15 protein-coding genes and 1 pseudogene are annotated in these 22,318 nt (G+C 37.4%); 6 read left to right on the top strand and 10 right to left on the bottom strand.

From position 1 onward, the window contains the following. Positions 1-457 precede the first annotated feature (457 nt). The 3 genes from KDN43_RS10460 to KDN43_RS10470 all read left to right on the top strand — a co-directional run bounded on the left by KDN43_RS10460 (position 458) and on the right by KDN43_RS10470 (position 7,171). Positions 458-3,601 (top strand): SusC/RagA family TonB-linked outer membrane protein, encoded by a 3,144-nt coding sequence (locus KDN43_RS10460; RefSeq protein WP_238866000.1) that lies wholly within the window; start codon positions 458-460, stop codon positions 3,599-3,601. 20 nt (positions 3,602-3,621) lie between these two features. Next, positions 3,622-5,397 carry a RagB/SusD family nutrient uptake outer membrane protein gene (locus KDN43_RS10465; protein ID WP_238866002.1) on the top strand — a complete coding sequence of 592 codons (1,776 nt, stop codon included), beginning with the start codon at positions 3,622-3,624 and terminating at the stop codon, positions 5,395-5,397. A gap of 181 nt (positions 5,398-5,578) precedes the next feature. Continuing rightward, positions 5,579-7,171, top strand: coding sequence for a DUF4091 domain-containing protein (locus KDN43_RS10470; protein WP_238866004.1), 1,593 nt, complete (start codon positions 5,579-5,581; stop codon positions 7,169-7,171). A gap of 545 nt (positions 7,172-7,716) precedes the next feature. Here KDN43_RS10470 and KDN43_RS10475 read toward each other — a convergent pair. From KDN43_RS10475 to KDN43_RS10505, 7 genes and pseudogenes are all read right to left on the bottom strand, one after another. After that, positions 7,717-8,229: pseudogene (locus KDN43_RS10475) on the bottom strand (ClbS/DfsB family four-helix bundle protein). 281 nt (positions 8,230-8,510) lie between these two features. Continuing rightward, on the bottom strand, positions 8,511-8,972 hold the full coding sequence (locus KDN43_RS10480; protein ID WP_238866006.1) for a methyltransferase family protein: 462 nt from the start codon (positions 8,970-8,972) through the stop codon (positions 8,511-8,513). A gap of 341 nt (positions 8,973-9,313) precedes the next feature. Beyond that, positions 9,314-11,869: an AAA family ATPase gene (locus tag KDN43_RS10485; protein ID WP_238866008.1), complete on the bottom strand. Its 2,556-nt coding sequence runs from the start codon at positions 11,867-11,869 to the stop codon at positions 9,314-9,316. A gap of 201 nt (positions 11,870-12,070) precedes the next feature. Next, positions 12,071-13,822 carry an ATP-dependent nuclease gene (locus KDN43_RS10490; protein WP_238866010.1) on the bottom strand — a complete coding sequence of 584 codons (1,752 nt, stop codon included), beginning with the start codon at positions 13,820-13,822 and terminating at the stop codon, positions 12,071-12,073. Positions 13,823-14,257: 435 nt separating this feature from the next. Beyond that, positions 14,258-14,503, bottom strand: coding sequence for a hypothetical protein (locus tag KDN43_RS10495; protein WP_238866012.1), 246 nt, complete (start codon positions 14,501-14,503; stop codon positions 14,258-14,260). A gap of 74 nt (positions 14,504-14,577) precedes the next feature. Continuing rightward, entirely contained in the window at positions 14,578-15,075 is a 498-nt protein-coding gene (locus KDN43_RS10500) for a DUF4411 family protein (RefSeq protein WP_238866013.1), read from the bottom strand. After that, on the bottom strand, positions 15,075-16,211 hold the full coding sequence (locus KDN43_RS10505) for an ImmA/IrrE family metallo-endopeptidase (RefSeq protein WP_238866014.1): 1,137 nt from the start codon (positions 16,209-16,211) through the stop codon (positions 15,075-15,077). Before KDN43_RS10505 ends, KDN43_RS10500 begins: the two co-directional genes overlap by 1 nt. A 307-nt stretch (positions 16,212-16,518) precedes the next feature. Between KDN43_RS10505 and KDN43_RS10510 the strand changes: the two genes are divergently transcribed. From KDN43_RS10510 to KDN43_RS10520, 3 genes are all read left to right on the top strand, one after another. Further along, positions 16,519-16,971 (top strand): hypothetical protein, encoded by a 453-nt coding sequence (locus KDN43_RS10510; protein WP_238866015.1) that lies wholly within the window; start codon positions 16,519-16,521, stop codon positions 16,969-16,971. Positions 16,972-17,267: 296 nt separating this feature from the next. Further along, positions 17,268-18,218, top strand: a complete 951-nt coding sequence (locus KDN43_RS10515) for an IS30 family transposase (protein ID WP_238866016.1) — start codon at positions 17,268-17,270, stop codon at positions 18,216-18,218. 67 nt (positions 18,219-18,285) lie between these two features. After that, positions 18,286-18,528: a hypothetical protein gene (locus tag KDN43_RS10520; protein ID WP_238866017.1), complete on the top strand. Its 243-nt coding sequence runs from the start codon at positions 18,286-18,288 to the stop codon at positions 18,526-18,528. A 124-nt stretch (positions 18,529-18,652) separates the two neighbouring features. On the opposite strand, the gene KDN43_RS10525 is transcribed toward KDN43_RS10520, so the two are convergent. From KDN43_RS10525 to KDN43_RS10535, 3 genes are all read right to left on the bottom strand, one after another. Next, complete coding sequence (locus tag KDN43_RS10525) at positions 18,653-19,246, bottom strand: hypothetical protein (protein ID WP_238866018.1); 594 nt, start codon at positions 19,244-19,246, stop codon at positions 18,653-18,655. A 191-nt stretch (positions 19,247-19,437) separates the two neighbouring features. Then, the gene (locus KDN43_RS10530) at positions 19,438-21,273 is read right to left on the bottom strand and encodes an RNA-directed DNA polymerase (protein WP_238866020.1); all 1,836 of its coding nucleotides are present in this window, start codon (positions 21,271-21,273) and stop codon (positions 19,438-19,440) included. 491 nt (positions 21,274-21,764) lie between these two features. Beyond that, positions 21,765-22,166: a YybH family protein gene (locus KDN43_RS10535; RefSeq protein WP_238866022.1), complete on the bottom strand. Its 402-nt coding sequence runs from the start codon at positions 22,164-22,166 to the stop codon at positions 21,765-21,767. Positions 22,167-22,318: the final 152 nt, after the last annotated feature.

Below are 22,318 nucleotides of genomic sequence, written 5' to 3' on the forward strand. Positions count from 1 at the left end.
ACAGAATCCGCAAAATTCAAACACGAGACCAAAGAATGGAAGCGCCCTTAGCAATAAGGGCGTGGACATTGTTCTATTCTCGTGTGAAGGCCCTTGCGGAGCCTTGTGAGAGGGATAGCGACAATCGTCCGCGCCTCTTTTTTATATCCCCGCATATACATTAGAGCCACCCGAATAAGAAGCCGGATTACCGGCAGTCTTATTCCTTCATCAACAGAATATTCGTTTATTCTCCGCACTTACGATTGTCTAATACCGCCCGGGTTTCAGTTATCTGCAAACTCTCTTCTCTTTCAACCGGCTTTCGCCGGAAATACCCGTTTAGTTCAGGTTTCGCATGCTGTTGATCTGCCTGTAGAAATGAAGTTATCGGCCTGCAGTATGTAATTTACCATGACGTATAAAGACTTTACGGGATACATAATATCTAATAACTAATTTAAAACAAAATTCAAGAATGAAACAAATGTTTTCAAGTGTAAAAAAAGGGATGTTTTTTCTCTTTATGTGGTCATTTTCCTTATGCCTGCTTGCCCAAAACATAACGGTAAGAGGCACGGTAACCGATACTTCGGGAGAACCGTTGATAGGCGTAACGGTGCAGGTGAAAGGAACATCCGTAGGCACAGTTACCGATATCGATGGCACTTTTATTCTTTCAAACGTCCCTTCCAACGCTACTTTAGAAATATCTTACGTGAGTATGGCTTCACAAAGTGTTGCTGTTAACGGAAGAACAACCCTCAATATCGTGTTACAGGAGGATGCGGAAACGCTCGATGAAGTGGTTGTTGTGGGCTATGGGGTACAGAAAAAGGAAACCCTCACAGGTGCCATTGCCCAGGTCAGAGGAGAGGAACTGGAAAACCGAATAACCTCTAACATGACATCTGCATTACAAGGAGTTTTGGCTAACGTAAATGTCTCCATTAACAATCAAGGAGGCGAGCCCGGCTCGGTTCCCTCTATTAATATCCGTGGCTATGGTTCTTTGTCGGGAAGCAATCCATTGGTAATTATTGATGGTGTTGAGTCTAAGTTGGAAAATATAAACCCGAATGACGTTGAATCTATTGCTGTCATGAAAGATGCTACCGCGACAGCTATTTTTGGTTCCAGGGCAGCTTTTGGAGTACTCAACATAAAAACGAAAAGGGGAAGGGATACCGCAGGAAAAATATCGGTCCGGCTTAATTCTACTTTCGGAATGAATGGCCCTGTTAATCTTCCTCAACCTGCTTCAGGTTATGAATGGTTGTACACATTGGATACAGCTTTTCACAATGCAGGGTTAACCTCTCCCATAACAAGCGAAACGTTACAAAAAGCCAGGGAGAACCACGAAAATCCCGGTACACATCCTGCTATCACGGTTAATCCGACTAATCCTGATCGGTTTACCAGCTATTACGATGCTGTTGGTAACACTAACTGGTATCAGGTGTATTATAAACCGTGGGCACTTACGCAAAAACATGATATCAACGTAAGCGGAGGAAGTCAAAAAGCTAACTATTTCATCTCAGGTGGTTTCTATAATGAAGATGGAATTTACAGAATTGGAGATGAGAAATTCCAACGGTATAATTTCGTTGCGAATATTGATTCAAAAATCAGCAATTGGCTATCGTTACAATTCAACAACAGATACACACGGCGCGATATAGATACACCTCATAACTACTCCGACATTGGGGACTTTCATCATTCAATTGCCAGAACCTGGTCGAATATGCCGGAAAAAGATCCAAACGGCAACTATTACGAAAGTTATCACTTGTTGTTATCACAAGCGGGCAGGAACAAAAGAAATCAAAATGAATTGTTGAATAGCGTCAATGTTATTCTTGAACCTCTTAAAGGCTGGAAAATTAACTTTGAAACCAATATACGCCAGAATTTCAATAACCAGACCAACCATAAAAAAACGGTCTACAGTACATTGGCGGATGGTATAACTAAAAGCAGGAGCGGGGTTTCTTTTCCGAATTTTTATCTGGAAAACTGTTCCCGTGACTTTTACAACACCAACAATTTATACTCTAATTTTGATTTAAATATCGCAAAGCATAAAATTACTTTTATGGGCGGTATGCAGAATGAATATTATTACCATACATCCGTAGAAGGTAGAAATAATGACTTGGTTACAGAATCAGTCCCGTCCTTAAGAACAGCTACGGGCCAAATTTATCTCTCCGGTTATAAAGGCCATTGGAGCACTTTAAGTTACTTTGGCCGGATAAACTACAATTTCAACGATAAGTTCTTATTCGAAGTACTTGGCAGATACAATGGTTCTTCCAGGTTTGCACCCGGATATAACTGGGGGTTTTTCCCCGCGTTCTCGGCAGGTTACGTAATCTCAAACAATGAATTTTGGGAGGATAACCTGGCATCTAAAGTCAGCTTTTTAAAGATTCGAGGTTCTATGGGTGAGGTGGGTAACCAGGACGTTGCAAATTATTTATACCTGCCGACAATGGGTATAACTAAAAACCTCAACTGGATAATTAATGGCGCTCGTCCCATATACGTTAGAGCAGCCGGATTAATATCACCTGATGTGACCTGGGAAACGGTACGGACAGCAAATATTGGATTTGACTCTTACTTTTTGAATAACAGGTTGAGCTTGATTTATGATTATTTCGTAAGGGAGACAAAAAATATGTTTGGCCCGGCAGAAAGCTTGCCGGCAACTTTAGGAGCATCTGCGCCAAAAAGAAATAATGCAGACCTCCAGACCAAAGGGTTTGAAATGCAAATAGCATGGCGTGATAAAATTGGTGATTTGGGATACAACATGGCTTTTAATCTTTCAGACAACCAGACAACAATTACCAGGTATAAAAATGACAATGGGGTACTGTCTGATTATTATGTAGGACGTAAGATAGGGGAGATCTGGGGATATAATACCGTGGGTATCTATCAAAGCCAGGAAGAAGCTGATGCCGGCCCCGATCAAACATATTTTTTCTCACGGTGGGGTGAGGGGGACATCGAATACGCAGATTTAAATAAGGATGGAAAAATTAATCCCGGAAACAATACGTTAGACGATCATGGCGACTTGTCTATTATTGGAAACTCAACTCCGCACTTTAGCTACGGTATTAATCTTGGACTTGACTGGAAGAATTTTGATCTAAGTGTTTTTTGTCAGGGTGTTGGCAAGCGTGATGCAGCACCGTCGGGTAATATGTTTTACGGAATAACAGGAGACGTATGGCAAAGCAGTGTTTTCGTTCAACATCTGGATTACTGGAGTTCGGAAAATCCGAACGCTTATTATCCAAAACCCTATTTAGGTACGAATGAACATTCAAAAAACATTCAGACTCAGACTCGTTTTCTGCAAAATGCAGCTTACTTCAGGTTGAAGAGTTTTCAATTTGGATATACACTCCCGGTAGAAAAAAAGATAAAATTCCCAATTGAGAAAATCAGATTTTTTATCACGGGTGAAAACTTATTTACACTAACTAAAATGAATAAAACATTTGATCCTGAAACTGCATTTGTTGGGGCTTACGGATCGGGAAAAGCTTATCCCCTGAGAAGAACTTTTTCGTTTGGATTAAATGTTGATTTATAAAATACAAAAGAATTACAAGTATGAAAAAAATTATATATTTAATAGTATTCTCCTTTACGGTTCTCACAAGTTGTGATTTGGATGATTACCTGAATAAAACACCGCTTGACTCCATTACAGATGTCGATTATTGGAAGTCTGCATCGGACCTGCAGCTATACGTTAATCAATTTTACACGATGCTGCCTCAATTTCCCAGCTGGGGAGGAGGATATCTGTGGGAAGATAACAACAGTGACAATATGGCAAGCCGCTTTTATGATAATCGTTTAGCCGGAACCAACACGATTACGACAAATAACGGAAGTTGGGATTATTCACGAATCAGGAGCATCAATATCATGTTAAAAAAATACAAAGAGATGAGTGTTTCCGAGTCTGAAATAGCTCCATATGTGGGTGAGGCATATTTCTTCAGAGCATTTGCATACTTTAATCTAGTAAGACAGTATGGGGATGTTCCGTATGTTTCGCAAGTGCTGACCCCTGATTCAGAAGAACTTTTTGCAGCACGTACCCCCCGTAAAGAGGTTATCGACTACATTCTGGATGACCTTTCCCAGGCAATAGAAAAACTACCTCCTAAAGCAGCATCAACACGTAATCGCATCAATAAGGAGTCCGCTCTTTTATATAAATCGCGAGTGGCTCTTTATGAAGGAACATGGGAGAAGTATCATCAGGAAACTGTCTTTGGAGTGAAGGGTAGTAATGGACAGGAATACCTGGAAATCGCTGCCTCTGCGGCGAAGCAGCTGATGGACATGAATACCATAGAACTATACTCCACCGGCAATCCCGAAGTTGATTATGCTTCATTGTTTAACCGTGATGACCTAAGCGGTATAGGTGAGGTTTTACTCTCGAGGGATTATAATATTTCGCTGAACACAGTGCATAATCTTCAACGATATACAACGAGCGGCGCCGGAACGGGATTGACTAAATCGCTAATAGAGAGCTACCTGTGCGTGGACGGAAAGCCTATATCTTTAAGCCCGTTATATAGGGGTGACAAGTCATTGGAAATGGTAGTGGAGAATAGGGATCCACGATTAAGGCAAATGATTTATTGGAAAGAAGGGGAGCCCAGAAGAACCCAAAACGGAGTTTTAGTACCCGGATATGAATTTACCCGGCCTTACATAGATCAGGGCGGGGAAGGAGGAAACACTACGGGTTATATGTTGAAAAAGGGGCTTGACACCGAATCAAAAGGACAACCGGAACAAAATGCATCGGAAACATCCATGCCTATCTTTCGCTATGCAGAGGCACTTTTAAATTATGCGGAAGCAAAAGCGGAGCTCGGGACTATAACACAAAACGATATAGATTTGACAATAAACAAAATTCGTTCAAGGTCAGCCATGCCGGATCTAAGTTTACACTCCATGGCGAACGATCCTGATTGGCAGTTTCCGGAACTTTCACCCATTATTAACGAGGTGCGTAGGGAAAGAAGAGTAGAACTGGCGTGTGAAGGATATAGGGCTGATGACCTGCTGAGATGGAGGGCGCATCATTTGATTGTTGGCAAACGTCCTCTTGGTTACTGGTTCGACAAGGACTTCTGGACGGGAGTTCAGGATAGTGAGGATAACTATGTAGATGGAGGCCCTTTGTTAATTCCTGGAAAAGATATTTTTGTGAATGAAGACGGCTACCTCGATCCGTATCAGAAAAATCTACCAAACGGGTTCGGATTCAAACCCGACAGGGATTATTTATATCCGGTTCCTCCTGCCCAAATATCACTGAACGGTGAGTTGACGCAAAACCCGGGTTGGGAGTGAGTGATAAAGTTTTGTCTAATTTATTAAAAAATCGATGAACATGACGTTGAAAAATAACACATCTTATCTGTCTAATTCAGTAAAAAGAACTTTTTTGAATGCAATCATTTTACTATTTGTGATTTGTTTCTCTGGTTTTAGTTGCGACAGTAAAGAGATTCAATTTGAATATGTTGACCCTATGGAGAAAATTCTTGCCGAAAGCAGTTTTTTCCCGGGTTCACAAGAAGCAATTAGTGAAGTGGTCCGAGGCGAACATGCCAGTCTACAGTTTGTTGTTCGCTCACCCTATACAATAAACAACTTAAGGGTAACGGTTACCCGAGCATCACATAAAGACAAACTGCTCCCCGCATCGAAAGTAAGATTTGTTGGTTTTGTTAAAGTTGGGCGAAGTATCTGGGATTATTCCCGGGACAGAATCAATTCACCTTCTGGTTATTTTCCCGACCCGTTATTGGAAGAGGATGAGATTGATGTGAAATTTGGTAATTCACAGCCAATTTGGATCACTATACCCATCCCCTCGGATGCCAGCCCCGGACTGTATAGTGGTAAGGTGATAATTAATGGGAATATTGAAAACAAAGAATTTCATATCGAAAAGGACTATTCTGTCAGGGTTTATCCTGTAACAATTGATAAAACCAGTTTATGGATAACAAATTGGTTCACAATAGATGCGGCTCAACTTAAATGGATGAACCGGGGTAAAGATTTTGAATCTTTTTCTCCACAACATTGGGAGTATATCCGGAAACTGGCAAAAATGATGGCGGAATACAGACAAAACTCGGCCAGAATTTCCCCACTGGATTTATCTGATTTTGCATTCATAAATGGGAAGTGGCAAGTAGATTTCAGCCGATTCGACAAGGTGGTGGAAATTTTCATACAGGAAGGGGTTATAGGCAGGTTAGAAGGAGGGCACATCGGGACGAGAGAAGGTAATTGGGATTCACAGTTTGTGGTGAGGGTGCCTTCAGTGAATAGAAATGCCGAAAATAGGTTTGAAAAATTGCCATTATCCAATGAGCGGGCTCGGCAGTTTTACGTTGATTTTTTCACTTCTCTTAAACAACACCTGAAGGAAAAAGGGTGGGAGGGTAGTTATTTACAATATATTGCCGACGAACCTACGCCTACTAACGTACAAAGTTATGTGGAAATTGCACGGTTTGTCAAGCAAGTTTACCCGGAGATTAAAATTATTGAAGCTACACATAGCAAAGATCTGGAGGATATTGTGGACATATACGTGCCTCAACTGGATTTCATGAACAAGGATTATGATTTTTACAATAACATCAATAAAAACAGTGAAGGGAAAGAAGCATGGTTTTATACATGCCTGTCTCCCAAGGGAGAATACGCCAATCGGTTTATCGAGTTGCCTTTACTTAAAACCCGGTATATACATTGGTTAAACTTCAAGTATAACATACCCGGTTATTTGCATTGGGGGCTCAATCAGTGGCGGACGGATCCCTGGGATGAACAAACTTCAATTAATTATGAAGGAGGAAATATCTTACCCGGAGGCGACTCCTGGATAATTTATCCAAAAGATGATAAACTTCTTAGTTCAATCCGGTTTGAAGCCATGCGTGATGGCATTGTGGATTATGAACTTTTCAAGATGCTCGAAAAGAAAGATCCAGAAGCGGCCCGTGATATCATTGATAAAGTGATTTACAGTTATACCAGATACGATAACAACATAGCTGCGTTCAGAGAGCACAGAAGAAAGTTGATGGAACTGTTATCTGAATGAATAATCTAAATTGATAATCATGAGGTGGGTATCGATTACCCGCTGCCTCCGGAATATCGTTTCGCTTTTTTCACCGGTAAGGGAAACCGGTAAAAGTTTGTTGAGGCTGCCTCTAAACAAGGGGCAGTCTCTTTTTGGGACTTGCCAACTTATTTGAGACAAAAAGTTAAGCGACATTTTTAATTGATTCTTTTTTAATGTTGTACTCCTCCCAGAATTCATAGATTGTAAAGTTACCCAGTGCTGATAAGCTTTTAATGATTAAATCTGACACAGTTTAATTTACACAACCTTGTCGGATTAACAATGCTTTTACACTTTCCATATTGCTCAATACTACAAGTTGTTCCAACGTGGCGTAATCTCTTATATTTCCTGTTTTGTCGTGGTTATTGTCATATTCGTTAAACTGATATAATCGGTGTTCTTTTGATTAATGACTGTAATTGAGGCTTCCTTGACTTGTAAAATTCTTCCTTTTGCCATAAATATTCAGAATAAACCACAAATTTATAAAAAAGAAAAAATAACGGTTGTTTATCCGATTACTTTCCCTTTAATTTTTTCTTGTGCTTTTTTATTTTCTTTATCGCCCAATCGTAATGACTTGAAGTTGCCGAAACGCAGTAAGCTTCCAAACTCGTTGTGCCTGTCCAATCAAAAAATTTATTGGTAAAAAGTTGCTCGTTGGTAAATGTGTCAATCAAACTCATTACATCTGTGTGATTTTTTTGCTAAACAGTTATTGCTTGCAGATAGGGCGTAGTTTGGTGCTTTTCCCAAAATTCAACATTCATTTGTGGATATGTCTTCCAATTGTAAGGTTTGGGCAGGAAACTAATTTTATTTCCTGATAAGTTCGATTTTACCCAATTTAATAAAAGTTGATGCCATTCGTGCAAATGCACTAAAACGTCTCTAATGTTTTTGTCTCTATCTTCAAACTGAAAAGATATTTCCTGTACTTCCGTTGTCAATGAGTTGATTAGAGCAAATAGTTTCTTAAAGTTTTCTTCGCTTTGCTCAATAAGTTGTTGTTTGGTGGTTGGTCGTGCCATTTTGTTGTTGTTTTATGGCTTATTATTAATGAGCGGGTGTTTTGCTATGTCGCCTGAAAAGCGAGGAGCAGAGCATAGGATGGAGGTATGAAAAGTTGCCGATTGCGGAGCTGCGTTCTTATCCGCCGTTATCGTTGTATAATTAATTGTTTTGAGTTTTGCATTTGAGCGTGCCGGAACGCATAGTGGAGGCAACGCCTGGCAATTGCTTATGAGCGCGTGTTATAGGGCGTTATATTTTCTTAATCTTGTTATTGTTCTATAATTTGATATAAATTAATTCATTTTTTTATCGATGGAAAGAAAAAACCACTTCTCTTTAAATATTCATCCCATTGTTTTCCAAACTTTTTAGATAAAGTTTTTTCTTCAAGTTTTGCTCTATATATTTCACTTGGTAGAAAAAAAATAAATACAGCAATAATACCGATCCAACTTTTAAGAATTATTGGGATTCCTAATAATGCAATTGTCATTCCTAAATATACTGGATGTCGTATGTATTTATATGGACCAGTTTTGATTAAAAGTTCATTTTCTGGTTCAATACCCCCGAAAAAGCCTTTTTTTAAATGCCAAGCAGCCCAAATTACAATGATCATACCCAAATAAACAATTATTAATCCTAATATTTTCTTATTTAAAATGTCAGGAAGAATAAAGCTAAATTTAGTTAGATAGCTAATGTAGAAAACAACAATTGCTGTTATTACATTTAATATCGTAGGTAAAATCAATTTCATGCTGTATTATGTTTTATAATGCCCTATAACGGATGGAGGATTTACGAGGTTACAGGAATGGGATACATCCACTATTTCCCGTAATCTCGTAAATCCTGTGTTCTGCGATGTCGCCTGAAAGGCGAGGAGCAGAGCATAGGATGAAATCCTCCATCCGTTCTCCCGACGAGCCGAAGGCGATGTCGGGAGAACGGTCGGCGGTATGCGCCGTAGGGGATTACGGGGCAGTTTCTTGTCCACCTACAAGAAAGTTTGAGTGGGCTACAATACTTGAATATTCTCTAAAACCCTTATGGCATATACACTTTGTTGTGCGTTCGTGCTTCTGTTTCAATCCCATGTCATGTAAATTGGCTTCTTATCTTTTTAAATTCTTCAAAGTCCGTTTTTAATTCCTCAATAGTTGGTGTCGTATGAATTTCTTCAGGGCTGCTATGACCGGCAATAGAAACACAGCACTTTTCATATATATCATTCAACTTTCCTTTATAAGCATCAATTTTGCTTCCGTCCACACGTAGTAGAGAAGGAAATGCTACTCCTTTCTTATAACGCTTAATAGTCTTTCTAAATAAATCGTCTTCAACAGTTATTTCAATTGCTGAACGTAAATGTCCATATCCTTCCGCAGCCAGTTTTGCTTCGTCTTGTCCGTCGGGTTTTGTTTGAAGTACAAGATTTAGTTTTTTAATGTAGTATGAATAAGAGTTAACTTCTTCAACCTCGTCCAAGATTCCTGTTATTCCAAAATTTTCTTTAACTCTATGAAATAAGAATGAAACGCCTGCTTGCCTGTGATGCTCAAGTTCGGACTGCTGAATAAAACTATGAAGCATCAGAATGCTATGGGTAAAAACAATAACTTGGCGCTGCTTTGACAATTCAATAAGGCGTTTAACTACCTCATCAATAATTTTGTGGTCAAGTGAATTTACTGGGTCGTCAAAAACTATAGGGGCTTTTGTATTGTCAAGTTGCAATTCGGTAAGAAATTCAGCTAAGGCAATTGCTTTTTGTTCTCCTTCACTTAAAATATCTGCCAAAGCATGGCTGCTAATTTTTTGATAAACTACTGAATTGCCTCGGTCAGTTCCAAAATTTAAATCAACTTTCAAATGCGGTTTTCGTAAAGCAATTAGTTCCTTCTTGAATTTATCTTCAAAGTCCTGCCTCACTAATTCTTCTCTTGCGGATGAAGTTTTACGGCTGATTGAATTTGTATTGAAACTGGATGAATTGGCATTAAGAGTATTGACAACCTTGTGATTTGCGATTGCCGTTCTTACTTCTGCAACTTTCCCTGAAATAAATTTTCTGTCTTTCAATTCTGCAATTTCTTTTTTCAAAGTTGCTTCCAGTGTTGCAAGGTTTGCAAATGCTTCTGATTTTTGAGTTAAGGAGTTATTGACTGCTGTTCGCTTATCAGTTAGGAATTTAATCGCAGTTTGATAATCAAAAGTGAATGTTGAACCCTGTGCAATTATATTTGTGGTGAAAGTTGTTTTTAAGGAATCCAAATTGGCATTGTAATTGGTAATTTCTTTCGGCTGAACTGGCGCTTGGTTTTCATTTGTGCCGAAAGTGTTTTGGTGGAAAGTAAGGTTGGTATCAACTTGAGAAACAAGTTGAATCAACCCTACCTTGTTCTTTTTTAATGCCGCAAGGTTTTCTTGTGTCTTATCGTTTAGAAGTGTTCTGTAACTTTTCAATAATTCTTTTGCTGAATCATCAAGCGGTTGCAAACAGTAAACGCAAGTGTCGCCTTCTTGTGGATAATCAGGCTTGTCAATTATTTTGATGTAACTTTCTGCTGCCTGAATAAAGGAGTTGAACTCGGGTGTTTGATAAAATTCAATTCCTCTTTCATCGGCTATGTCTTTTAATCCTGTTTGCGTTTTGCTTTCTAAATCGGAAATCTGCTTGTTTATTGCAAGAAGTGCTTGCCAGTTTGCATCATTGAGTTGTGTTTTAGCTGTCTCAATTTTTCCAATGATTGAATCAAGTTCTGCAATCTGACTACTCAATGTTTGAATCTGAGATTGAAGCAATGCCTTATTCAAAGAAGCAAGTTCGGTTTCCTTTAGCGAAAGTGCTTTCCCATGTGCAGGTGTGTATTCAGAAAGCTCGGTTAGTTTTTGTTCGGTTGAAGTTGCAGAAAGTGTTGAAATGAAAGTGTGCAGTGGTGTTCCTGGTGTCAGGTTGTCAAGCCAAAGCAATGTTGTTGGATGTGCTGCAATTTTTTTTTGCAACAATTGATTGAGTGCATTCAGTTCAGCACTTACAAGGTGAAAAAAATGAAAACCGATTGGAGAAACAATTAAACTTCTGTCGCTTATTGAGAACTGAACACAACTGCTATTGAAAACAGAAATATTTTCAAGTTCGGAATCGTTGTTTGCTCCGTTCCATGTAAAAGTTTGAGGAGTCCCGTTTGATTTGAAATTGATTATTGCTGACTGTGGTTCGGATGCTTCGTAGACATTTGAAAGAATTGTCTTGTTGTTGTCGTAACTAAAACCAAGTGTTTTCAGGACTCTGCTGTAGCCTGTTTTGCCTGTTCCGTTTTCTCCGTAAATGACTGTGATGTTCTTTGCAAAGTTGACGGTCTGATTTTTTGCAAGTCGATTTACTCCTGTAATTGCAGAAAGCGAATCGAGTTCAATCATCTTTTCTGTTGGTATGTAAGTTGGTTTTGTAACTGTCAAGGCAGGCAAACCTGTATGAAGATTGATTGATTGGAGAAAGTAATTGAAAACTGTTTCTCTGTCAGTTGTTGAAAGGGAACTTTCTGTCGTTACAATTTTGCTGATAAGGAGTTTGCTCCAATCAGCATGATTTTCTGTCCATTCCCAGAGGAAATCTACAATTGCTTTTCTATTTGGAGTTGTTGATGCCATTTTTATTCAGTCAATTATAATGGTGTCTGTATTCGTTTTAGCATGTCGCACAACGTCTCGTGAATTCCCGAAGTCTGGTTACTATCTGCATATTATCTCAGATTTTGGGAATTCACTGTTATCGGATGGATGAGGCCTCCCGAAGTCAGAGTGCGACAGGACGTCGCACCCTTATACATTACTATCTACATAGGTTTTACATTACTCAAGTTCGGTAATATTCGACCATCTGATACAGTTTTCAGGAGGTTGTTTTTCAATATCCAAAAGAGAATCAAATAATTGTTTGATTTTTTGTCTAAAAATCTCATCCTCTTTCAATTTTGTTACTGTATAATACGGTTTATCTTTGCTAACCTCTGTATCATAAAGAGCCTTTTCAAAATTAGTTTTACAGGCGATAACATTAATTTTATTTCCACTGGAACTGGCTGTCGTTGCATTTATAATATTGCTGTTGATTGTCCATGCTGGGTTAGCGTTCCCATTTGCTATTGTTTGAGTATCCGTATCGTGTAATATTGCGTAACTTGTTGAAAACTGGTTAAGAATCTTAACCACTGCAGGAATTATCGCTTTACCTCGAGCCCTTATAATATGTACATCATCATATTCTGCAGGATACAGCATCTTTAAGAATGAAAATGCTGTATATTCAGTATCTCCTTCGACTACAATAATCCTTCCCCCAAAGAAGAATTCGTGTAAATAAGGGTCACATACATTCAACAATTTCAGATTTTCTTTTTCATCCAAACTCAAACTTACTCGTTCAGGTCTGTATAATGTCGTACTTCGTACCTCGTCATCAGAATTTCTATCAACTCTAATAATTGTAGTATTATCATATGAAAGATCTATAAAAATTGGCGAGTGAGTTGTGACCATAACTTGCCAGTTTCTTGTTTTTGGTAAATCATAAAGAACATTTCTAGCATCTCTAATTGCTGTTGGATGTAAACAAATCTCAGGTTCATCCAATAAAAGAACATGGGGTCTTTCGGTACTATCCTTTCCATTTTCTGCAACGTATTTTAATGCTGTCCACAATAGTGTTCTTCTCGCACCGCTACCTTGAACTGCAACCTTTGACATATACCCACCTGCTGGTCCCATATATAAATCGGGAGACTCTTTAAAAGGTGAGTATGTCTTATCAATATTTGTTTCAGGTTTAGCATCAAGCTTGATAACATAGTTTTGAAATACTTCTCCTAAGTATTCGGAAATACTATCTTCTATTTTTGCAACATCTTCCTGAATAGATGAGGATACTGTTTTTTGAAATTCTGCTATTTGGTCAATTAAAATCTCATAATCTGTTTTTTCTGTTGTATTTTCAGGACTTTTAATAGCTTTCAATCTATCTTTTATTATACTGGATAATAATGCAGTGATTTCATTAGCTTGAGATTCGGGAGATGCAAATGCATCAATTCTATGAGGTTTTGGTCTATATGCATTTGCAACATTTGCAGCACCCCAAGGAACCTCGTCTGCCCAGTCCCCGATCTGTACGTCAAATCCCCTTCTCTTTGGATCAACATTTGGGCTAGTCCATGTCCACTTTTCACGTATCAGCATTTCTCCGTTCGGTAAAGGCTTAATCCAACGGTCTCCTGGCTTATTTTCTGAGATAATAGTATGTACTTCTATTTCCGGAAGTGCTTCTGTATTTACAATATTATTGGGAAAGTCGTCAAGAAGTAACCTTCCGGCTGTAGAGCCTGTATTCATTGCTACTTCATATGCTCTTAGAATTGAACTTTTACCACAATTATTGGCACCAACTAAAACAACAATATCATCTAAATCAATTTCTATGGGACTTTTTCCTATTGTCCTAAAGTTTTTGATAATCAGTTTACATAACCTCGGCCGTGGATTATCTGCATTTTCTGGTAATAAGGATACCTCCTGCACAGTCGTCTTTGATGAACTCCCCTTAGCCATACCATAAACCTCCCTTTTCTAATGTATTTCTTTTCATTATCATCATACTTATATAATTGGACATTCCTTAAACGTCCTTTTTGTCCGCCGCAGGACGCGGCGACCCCGCCTCATCTTTCCGATAACGTGTTGTTTACGCAATAAATATACAACTTTCGTAAATACCAGATTTAAAACATTCGTATACAAAGATTGGTATGAAATATTTTGCATTTATATTGTAATGATTGTTAGGTTGTTATGTTTTGTATGATTATTTTATATTTTTGCATATACGAATGTTCCATAAAATAGAAAGCGATGAAAATAATCTATTTGTTGAATGAATTTGAGCGGAAAATGATCGTGTAACGATACAGTTACAACTCCTTTCAGAACTATAATTAACAAGCAATCAGTAAATTTGCTAATTAGGGTCTGCTTATTAATTACCAATCAAGCACAAAAATTCAAATGTAGCCTGATTGGATAAATATTTATATTTCTCACTTTCATCTGGTTCAGTAGTAACGAGACAAAGTAAGGCAAGGGAATAGCCCTCATGTGCCTGATCAGGTTCATCACAAAAATGATAGCCCCTATCCAACTGTTTGACGTCGAGGATAGTCTGGCGCGGATATCATTCAACAGATCCAGTTCGGTGAGGTACTTGATATCAGCGTCACAGACTGTTGCATCCAATTGAAGCCTTCCCTTGTTCCATGGATGCGGATCAGTACCCTACTTAGAGAGATACTGGCAAAAGTATCTTATTTTTAAAACGTTTCTCCCAACTCTCTAAACATTTGTATAGTTGAAATATACTGGATTTTAAAATGAATGCATGGTTCAGGTATCTTGATTTTATTTTTTCTGTTTGGCTGACTAACCTCATGTGTTACCATAACACAATTATGTTTCATGGCATATGCTATTAACCAAGGATCTGCTAAATCTGTCGCCAAGAATTCATCTTTGGCATTTTGTTTAAAATGTTGATTGGATTGTACCCACAACGCTATCTCTGCATACTTGTCAACACATGATGAAGTGTTCACGAAAAAATCAGACTTTATATCGTTAACACACCATAAAGCCAATTTATCAGGTGTTGAAGTATTACAAATTTCTTTTTTTACTTTATCTATACTACAAATCAACTCCCTATCAGACAAGTCAATTAATTTATTCCAAAAACCTGGAACCACATCAAAAGGATAATACATTCGATGAGCTTGAATTAAAACGTTACTATCTAACAGGTATTTTTTCACTAATACAGATGTTCTGTGATAAATTTGTTATACGTGTCGCCTTTCATGTTTGTCAATTTATAAGCATCGCGATACAAGAGTTTATTTTCTTTTACGGCGTTATCTACAAAAACAGCAAACCTTACACTTACTCGTTTTCTTGCAGTTGCATAGAAATCACCTCCGGAACCCTGCTTCTCCTTTCTTTGCTTAAAATCGCTCATATAATTATTGTAAAACCTAAGAAAATCGCTCAAGTTGATCAATTTTAAATCCAACGCCCTTCTATATATTACAATAGGACTTACTTTAAACATCTTACTCAGAGACTTGAAATCTTGAGTTAATTCCCATTTTTGCAAAAAACATTCCTTTGGAACTAAGAATTCGGCAGCTACTTTATCACACAAAATCTCCATAGGATTATTTGCAGGCAACAATTGCTGGTTATCGAACCCGGCACTTTCTCCTATCCATACATGTGCTAATTCGTGTATTAATGTAAACATCTGTGCAGCCTTAGCATCCGCAGCATTGATAAATAGAAAAGGAGCCTTCTTATTTACTAAAACAAAGCCACGGCATTCGTTAACATCAATTACTCTATGGGTATTGGCTCCAACAATTCCGTTAAACGTAACAATAATACCAGCCTCTTCAATCTTACTTGTCAAATGGTTTAAAGCTTGCTCCCAGTTTTCGTATAGCTCGGCCCAATCCTCTTCAAGTTGAAGAACCTCTCTTATGTCGCTAACTATGCTACTTGCATTATCCTTAACACTAAACTTCCCCACAAAATTCAAATCAGAAAAATCCAGTTCTTCCAGGTATTCAGTTAACCAATCTTGCCTATCCTTTATAAGTTGTATGGCATGAAATACGTTTAAACTCACTTTTTCTGTTTGCGCTTTCTGACCGGTTCTGAAGAATGGTAAAGGAATGGTTTCTACAGGAGGGTTATCAAGAAACATATACCCAAAAGGCACATGCACTTTGTGAGTAAAATTTTCAAGTTGTTTTAGCGTGGGATATTTTTCTCCTTTTGTCCAACTTTCTACGTCAGGATTATGAGCATAGAATTCTTCCAGACTATTACCATTTCTAATAATTGCCCACTCAATAACATCTCTGTTAATATTTTTAATTCTTTTACTCACTGCACAAATATATTCAATTAACAATCGATATCAAAATATAGACTTTACTTTAACTCGAAAGCACCTTTTAATTCTCTCTATGACAAAACATTTACCCACAAAAAAAACGATCATTACTATCGTGTTCAAGTCAATACTAAGTGTGGTTATGTTTGATTAAAAAACTTCATGGCTCTTGCTTGTTTTTATTTAAATTTTCATACATTTGCAAAATGATAAGTGGTTAGTTAATAAAACGTTCCTATGATTAAAACGAGAAAAGTGGCTACGTAATAAAACGGTAACAATAATTAAAAAAACGAATATCATGAAAAAGAAATACTTATGGTTCTTAATGGTATTACTCCTGTTGATGGGAGGGTTCAGCTTAAGTGGTTGCAGCAAAGACAACGTAGACAGTGAAGATGACGAACAGCTAGGAGCTTCCCGGCCAAACCCCAACATGTTAAGCGATTTATCACGTCCCGGTGCCTTTATAAATTGGACCTTGTGGGAGAGTCACTCGTTATTTGGTTATACCATGAAAATTGAGTTCGACTATAAGGAGTGTACATACACTCTTCAGAAAAGTGGATCAGACAACACCATCGCCAAATACACATACAGCTTCAAATATACCACCATTACCCTTACATCTATTAATGATGATAAAGAAGTAATTACCGGAACAATTGTCAGCTATCCATTTAAAGCCGACGATATCACGTTTAAGAACTCTAAAAATGAAACAGTCTGGATGCAGATGACACGAAAAAAATAACCTGTGTCTCACTTATGTTATTCGTGTAGTGCGCTTACCCGGCGAGGTGAACAATCGCGTCCACAGCCGGAACTTTTCCCAGTTCATTCCAACCGATGATCCATTTCACACCACTAAGTTCAAGATAGAAGTGCAAAAGATTTGATTACATTACACTTCTTATCTTAATTGTTTTTTTCAAAAATCCCCTTTCAAAAGTGCTTAAGGGGTTTTGAAAAAAACAATTAGTCAATCAGCAACATAAAAAAATAAAAAAGGAGACCGAAGTCTCCCTAAAATTAACTATTATGTTGCTTATGAAAAAATACAAACAGTTAACTTCAGAACAAAGATATGCTATTTATTTAGGCTTACAAAACGGAACAAGCAAGTCTGAAATAGCCAAGCAGATAAAGGTAAATATTTCTACGGTTTATAGGGAATTAAGCCGTAACAAAAACAAAACTGGAGGCTACTCATGGCGTTTGGCACAAGAGATGGCCCAAGAGCGCAAAGAACGTTTACCGGGCAATAGATCGACATCGGAGTGGATTAAACAGAAAATAATCCGTCTCATTCGCAAAGATTGGTCGCCCAAACAAATCAGCGGATATCTCGCAAAATATGATCAAATATCTATCTCTCACGAGACTATTTATCAATGGATCAGGCAAGATAAGAAATCGGGAGGAAACCTTTACAAGCACTGCCGCCACAAGCTCAAATACAGAAAAAGACCCGTAGGTTCTGCCACTAACATACCCAACAGAAAAAGTATTCGCCAAAGGCCAAAAGAGGCCGACGGAAGCCGGTTTGGAGATTTTGAAATGGACACCATAATAGGAAACGGACAAAAGGAAATAATACTGACAATGACAGAAAGAAATACAAACTTTATAATGATGAGAAAACTGCCTATGGGCAAAGACTCTAAGCAGGTTTGCAAGGAAGTCATTGCTATGTTGCTGCCTTATAAGGACAAACTGAAAACCATTACAACAGATAACGGATCCGAGTTTGCAGCACACGAACTGATAACAAAAAAGTTGAAAGTACCGGTATATTTCACTGATCCTTATTCATCGTGGCAAAAAGGAGCTGTTGAAAATGCCAATAAATTAATCCGGCAATACATCCCAAAAGGAGCAACATTTAAAGATTATTCCGATGAGAAAGTAAAAGAAATACAGCATAAACTAAACAGAAGACCAAGAGAAAAATTAGACTTTAGCAATCCTAAAATAGAGTTTTACAAAAATTATTACTAAATTGCACTTGCTGGTTGACTCTAGGACCCTCCTTTTCCGGTTGATGTATATCCAGTCCAAACAATTTATGATTCTTGCTCCAACTATTCGTGAAGTTAGTACCAACAAAGCCGTTAATGCCGGTGATAAATATCCTCATCAAATGTATTTCCCGGCATTGCTCCTAATTTTTTTCAAAGTTGGGATATTTTTGTACAGAAGTAGAGGCTTGCGGTTTCTTTTTACACTGAAAGCTAACGGATGGATGAAATCCTCCATCCGTTCTCCCGACGAGCCGAAGGCGATGTCGGGAGAACGTACTGCAATATGAAACGATGGGGAGTGCGAGCTCCGTCACTGTCAGCCGACACGAAAACTCTATGCGGCGCTTTATGTTTATATAACCTGTTAAACCCCATTGTTTTATATTGCTTGTTGGCGGTTCGTTGTTTTTTTTATCTTGTCATTGTATTATAATCAAATCCTTGTAAATAGGATATTTTCCAAGTCCCATCAGTCTTTTTTGCTTTTACTTTATAATCAAAGTCTTTACTCCAATCAGAATCTCCCCAAGTCCAGGTTAATACTGCATTGTCATTGTCTATGCTTATGAATTTAACTACAATCTTATCCCAAGGATTGTCATAAGGTATATCCTGACAGTTACACCAAGGGTCTGCTCCTGCATAGGGAGGCATATCCCCGTCCATAAAAGAGATTTCCTTGTTTTTAATCTTTTTATCAATTGCCTTTACAATCTTGCCGTAATTTTCAACAAATTCTTTATCAAACAATTTAGTCTTGGTGAATTTATCTAATTCCGTTTGCAGTACTTTTAAATCCATACCTATCGCTAGACTATCATTTGGATTAAATATCGGTTCAAATCCATTTAATACGCCATTTTTATCATGCCATTTTAATACCTTAATCACTAAATTTTTAATTTGTGTTTTATCTTCTGTTACTGAGTCAGCCTTTGTTCCAGTCTGTCCACAAGAATAACAAATCAATCCGATAAGTAAAATTGTCAAATTAATATATCTCATAATCCTATTTTTTAATCACTTTAAGGTGTCAAGTGTCTTTTTACAATGACCGCCAACGGTTTATGGTATGGTGTCGTGCGGGAGTACGAGGCGATTTCCTATCAGTTTACACCGACCTTTTTTACGAGCTGCAAACGCTCGCAAACCTTTGAAACCCGCATGCACTATACCATGTGTTATGGGCTGGCTTTTCATAGTTCAAATCCTGATATAAATATGTCAAATGGTTCGCCTGTCTGATTGTTATCAGTTTTTTCTACTTGTTCATTTTCTTTTGATTGTTGGTCTTCCTGTTGAACTGCTTGTCCGCCTGAGTATGTCTCAATTGGTTTTTCCTCCTTAGGTTTATATGTTTTAAGCTGTTTTGTTTGTTTGTAGAATTCTACATTTTTGTCCTTTAAGATTTTGAAGAATAAGTTCTTGTCAAGCAGATTTGCTTCTGCCGGAGTTAGCCAACCTTTTTTTACTCCTTCGTAAGCTAACAGCCAATTTTCAGTCATTAAGATGTCGTCTTTTAATTCTGCTTCAATATCACTTACTCTTGGATGTCCATTTACTAAAGTCGTGTTTTTGATTAAGTCCAACAGAATTAAGTTTGAAATGCTGTCTCTTGTATCAATAATATTATTTGCAGATTGCTCTTCTATTTCTATCTCAAATGTTTTTGCAATCCATAATGCCCAAGCCATTTCAAAGTTATGTCTAACAGGACAATGCTCTTTAATAGTAACATTTATAAGTCTTTTTAATTTTTTTTTGGAGTCTGCATCAAGGTATGATTTGTAAGTGATGAATATTCTTGTGAGAATATCAAGAATGGCAGGTTCTATAAGAGCAGTTTTCACCAACAGGTCTTCAAATACTTTCCAACTTTTTTTCTGAATGACAATAGTTGAGAACTCGAAAATTCTTAGAGAGTATTTAAAAATCCAATCAGTCTTCTTCGGATTACGTTCTGCAAATGCCCAAATTAAACTGAAGTAATGTTTAATACTATTTGTCTGATTTGTTTTTTTGAAGTCAAAGGTGTGAAGAGTTGTGGTAAATTCATCTTCAAATGCAAATGGGAACTCACGTATTTTTACTTTTGCTTCATTAATTTCTAATTGAAATTCAGATAATATTAATTGCAAACCTTTTAAAACTTTGTCAGCTTCGTCCTTAGATGAAACATACAAATAAAAATCATCATAATATCTGCAAGCCTTTAGGTCTAATGAACTTAAACGAGTTTTTAAAATATTGTCAATGCGACAAGCAACTACTTCAGCAATAATATGAGATGTGTCTGGTCCAATTGGAATTCCTATTGATTGTCTTTCTTGACAAGCTCTTAATGCTATATCAACACTTTCAGCATATTTGTAAAGTTGAGCATCTGTGTCTCCGCTTGCAATTAATGCATCAAGATTATCTTTTTCTTTAAAATAGTGTTTTGCCTTGTCCTTACCTAATAATGCCCAAGCGATAGAATGAGTATAAATTGTTGGATAGAATTTAGAAATATCAACTCTAACTTCAATTAATTTATCAATTGATGTTTTAAGCAGGGAATTTCTGAATTCAGCAACACTTTTGCTAAATGTTGAAACAGACCTTTTGTCTATTGCTGATTCAGGTATTGGATAACTTTGAGAATACTCAGAAAGTCTAAATACTGCTTCGTAATCTGTCCAACGAGAAACTATCTTTTCTGATAATATTGAAAAGTGTTTCGGATTTGGTATCTGTAAAAAGCGTCTAGATAATTTACCTTTTGAAATCGAGTAAACAGTTGCTTTTGAAGCATTGTATTTTGAAACAAAGTCTGCTCTGTGTGCTTTTTTTCTATCTTTAAATTGTTGGGGTGTTTCGCCTGGGGTTTGAGTTAATACAAAAGTCCCAGAATTTATTTGAGTGTTGTTTTCAAAAACAGTTGTCCAACTTGCAAGTGTCGCTGCAATGTCTGCCGATAAATCAGACGTGTCAAAAGGTGGCGGTAATTCCTTTGGAAAATATCCTCTTTCTATTAAGTCTTTTAATGTCATTTCGTTTCTTGATTGTCGTTTTTAAGCTTGCCCATAACGTGTTGTTTACGCAATAAATATACAACTTTCGTAAACACCCGATTTATAACATTCGTATACAAAGACCGGTATGAAATATTTTGCATTTATATTGTATTGTTTGTTAGGTTGTTATGTTTTATTATGATTATTTTGTATTTTTGCATATACGAATGTTTTACAAAATCGAAAGCGATGAAAATAACCTATTTGCTGAATGAATTTGAGCGGAAAATGATCGTGTAACGATACAGTTCCAGCTCCATTCAGAACTACAATTAACAAGCAATCAGTAAATTTGCAAATTACAACGATTCAAGATAGATCTTCTCATATTTGATGTTCTTCCGGAATCTCTCGATGAAGATATTATCAATTGCACATCCCTTATCGTCCATGTTGAACTTTAAATCCGGGTACGATGCAAGTAAGGATAAATGGGCGGTCTCTTTTTGTTTTTCGTGTCTTGCATATTATTGTTTCATAAATGAGGACCAATGTGTGTGAACAATCTTCCATTGTCCATTTGGCTCAAGTCTATACACTTCGGTACAGCTCCATTTGGAAATGTTGTAAGCTTTGTAAGAATGTAGGGTAAAAGTCAAAACGGCCATATTATTAACGGCAGTGACTTTCGGATTAAGCATTTCGTATTTCGATACATTTATTTGCCCTTTTATTGGCTCGTAATATTTTTTAAGGCTATCGAGTCCGTTTAGCCGCCGTTCTAAAGAAGGGTCAAAATAAGTTGCGTCTTCAGCTGAAAGGTCAAGATATCCGCTTGGGTCACCCTGATTCCACTTTTCTAGCGCTCTTTTCTCCAAAGCAATAATTGTCTCGGAAATGTCTGTGTTCACTGTTTGCGAAAAACTCATATTTGCAAGAATTAATAATGTTAGTAAAATAATTTGTCTCATCTTCATAAGGTTATGTTTATAAATTGCAAATCTGTAAGTAAAAATCAAGGAATAAATGACGTTTTTTTAAAGTTTGACTGCTTGAAAAACCTGACTGTTTGCGGTGTTCT

The organism is Proteiniphilum propionicum, from assembly GCF_022267555.1.
Classification (GTDB): domain Bacteria; phylum Bacteroidota; class Bacteroidia; order Bacteroidales; family Dysgonomonadaceae; genus Proteiniphilum; species Proteiniphilum propionicum.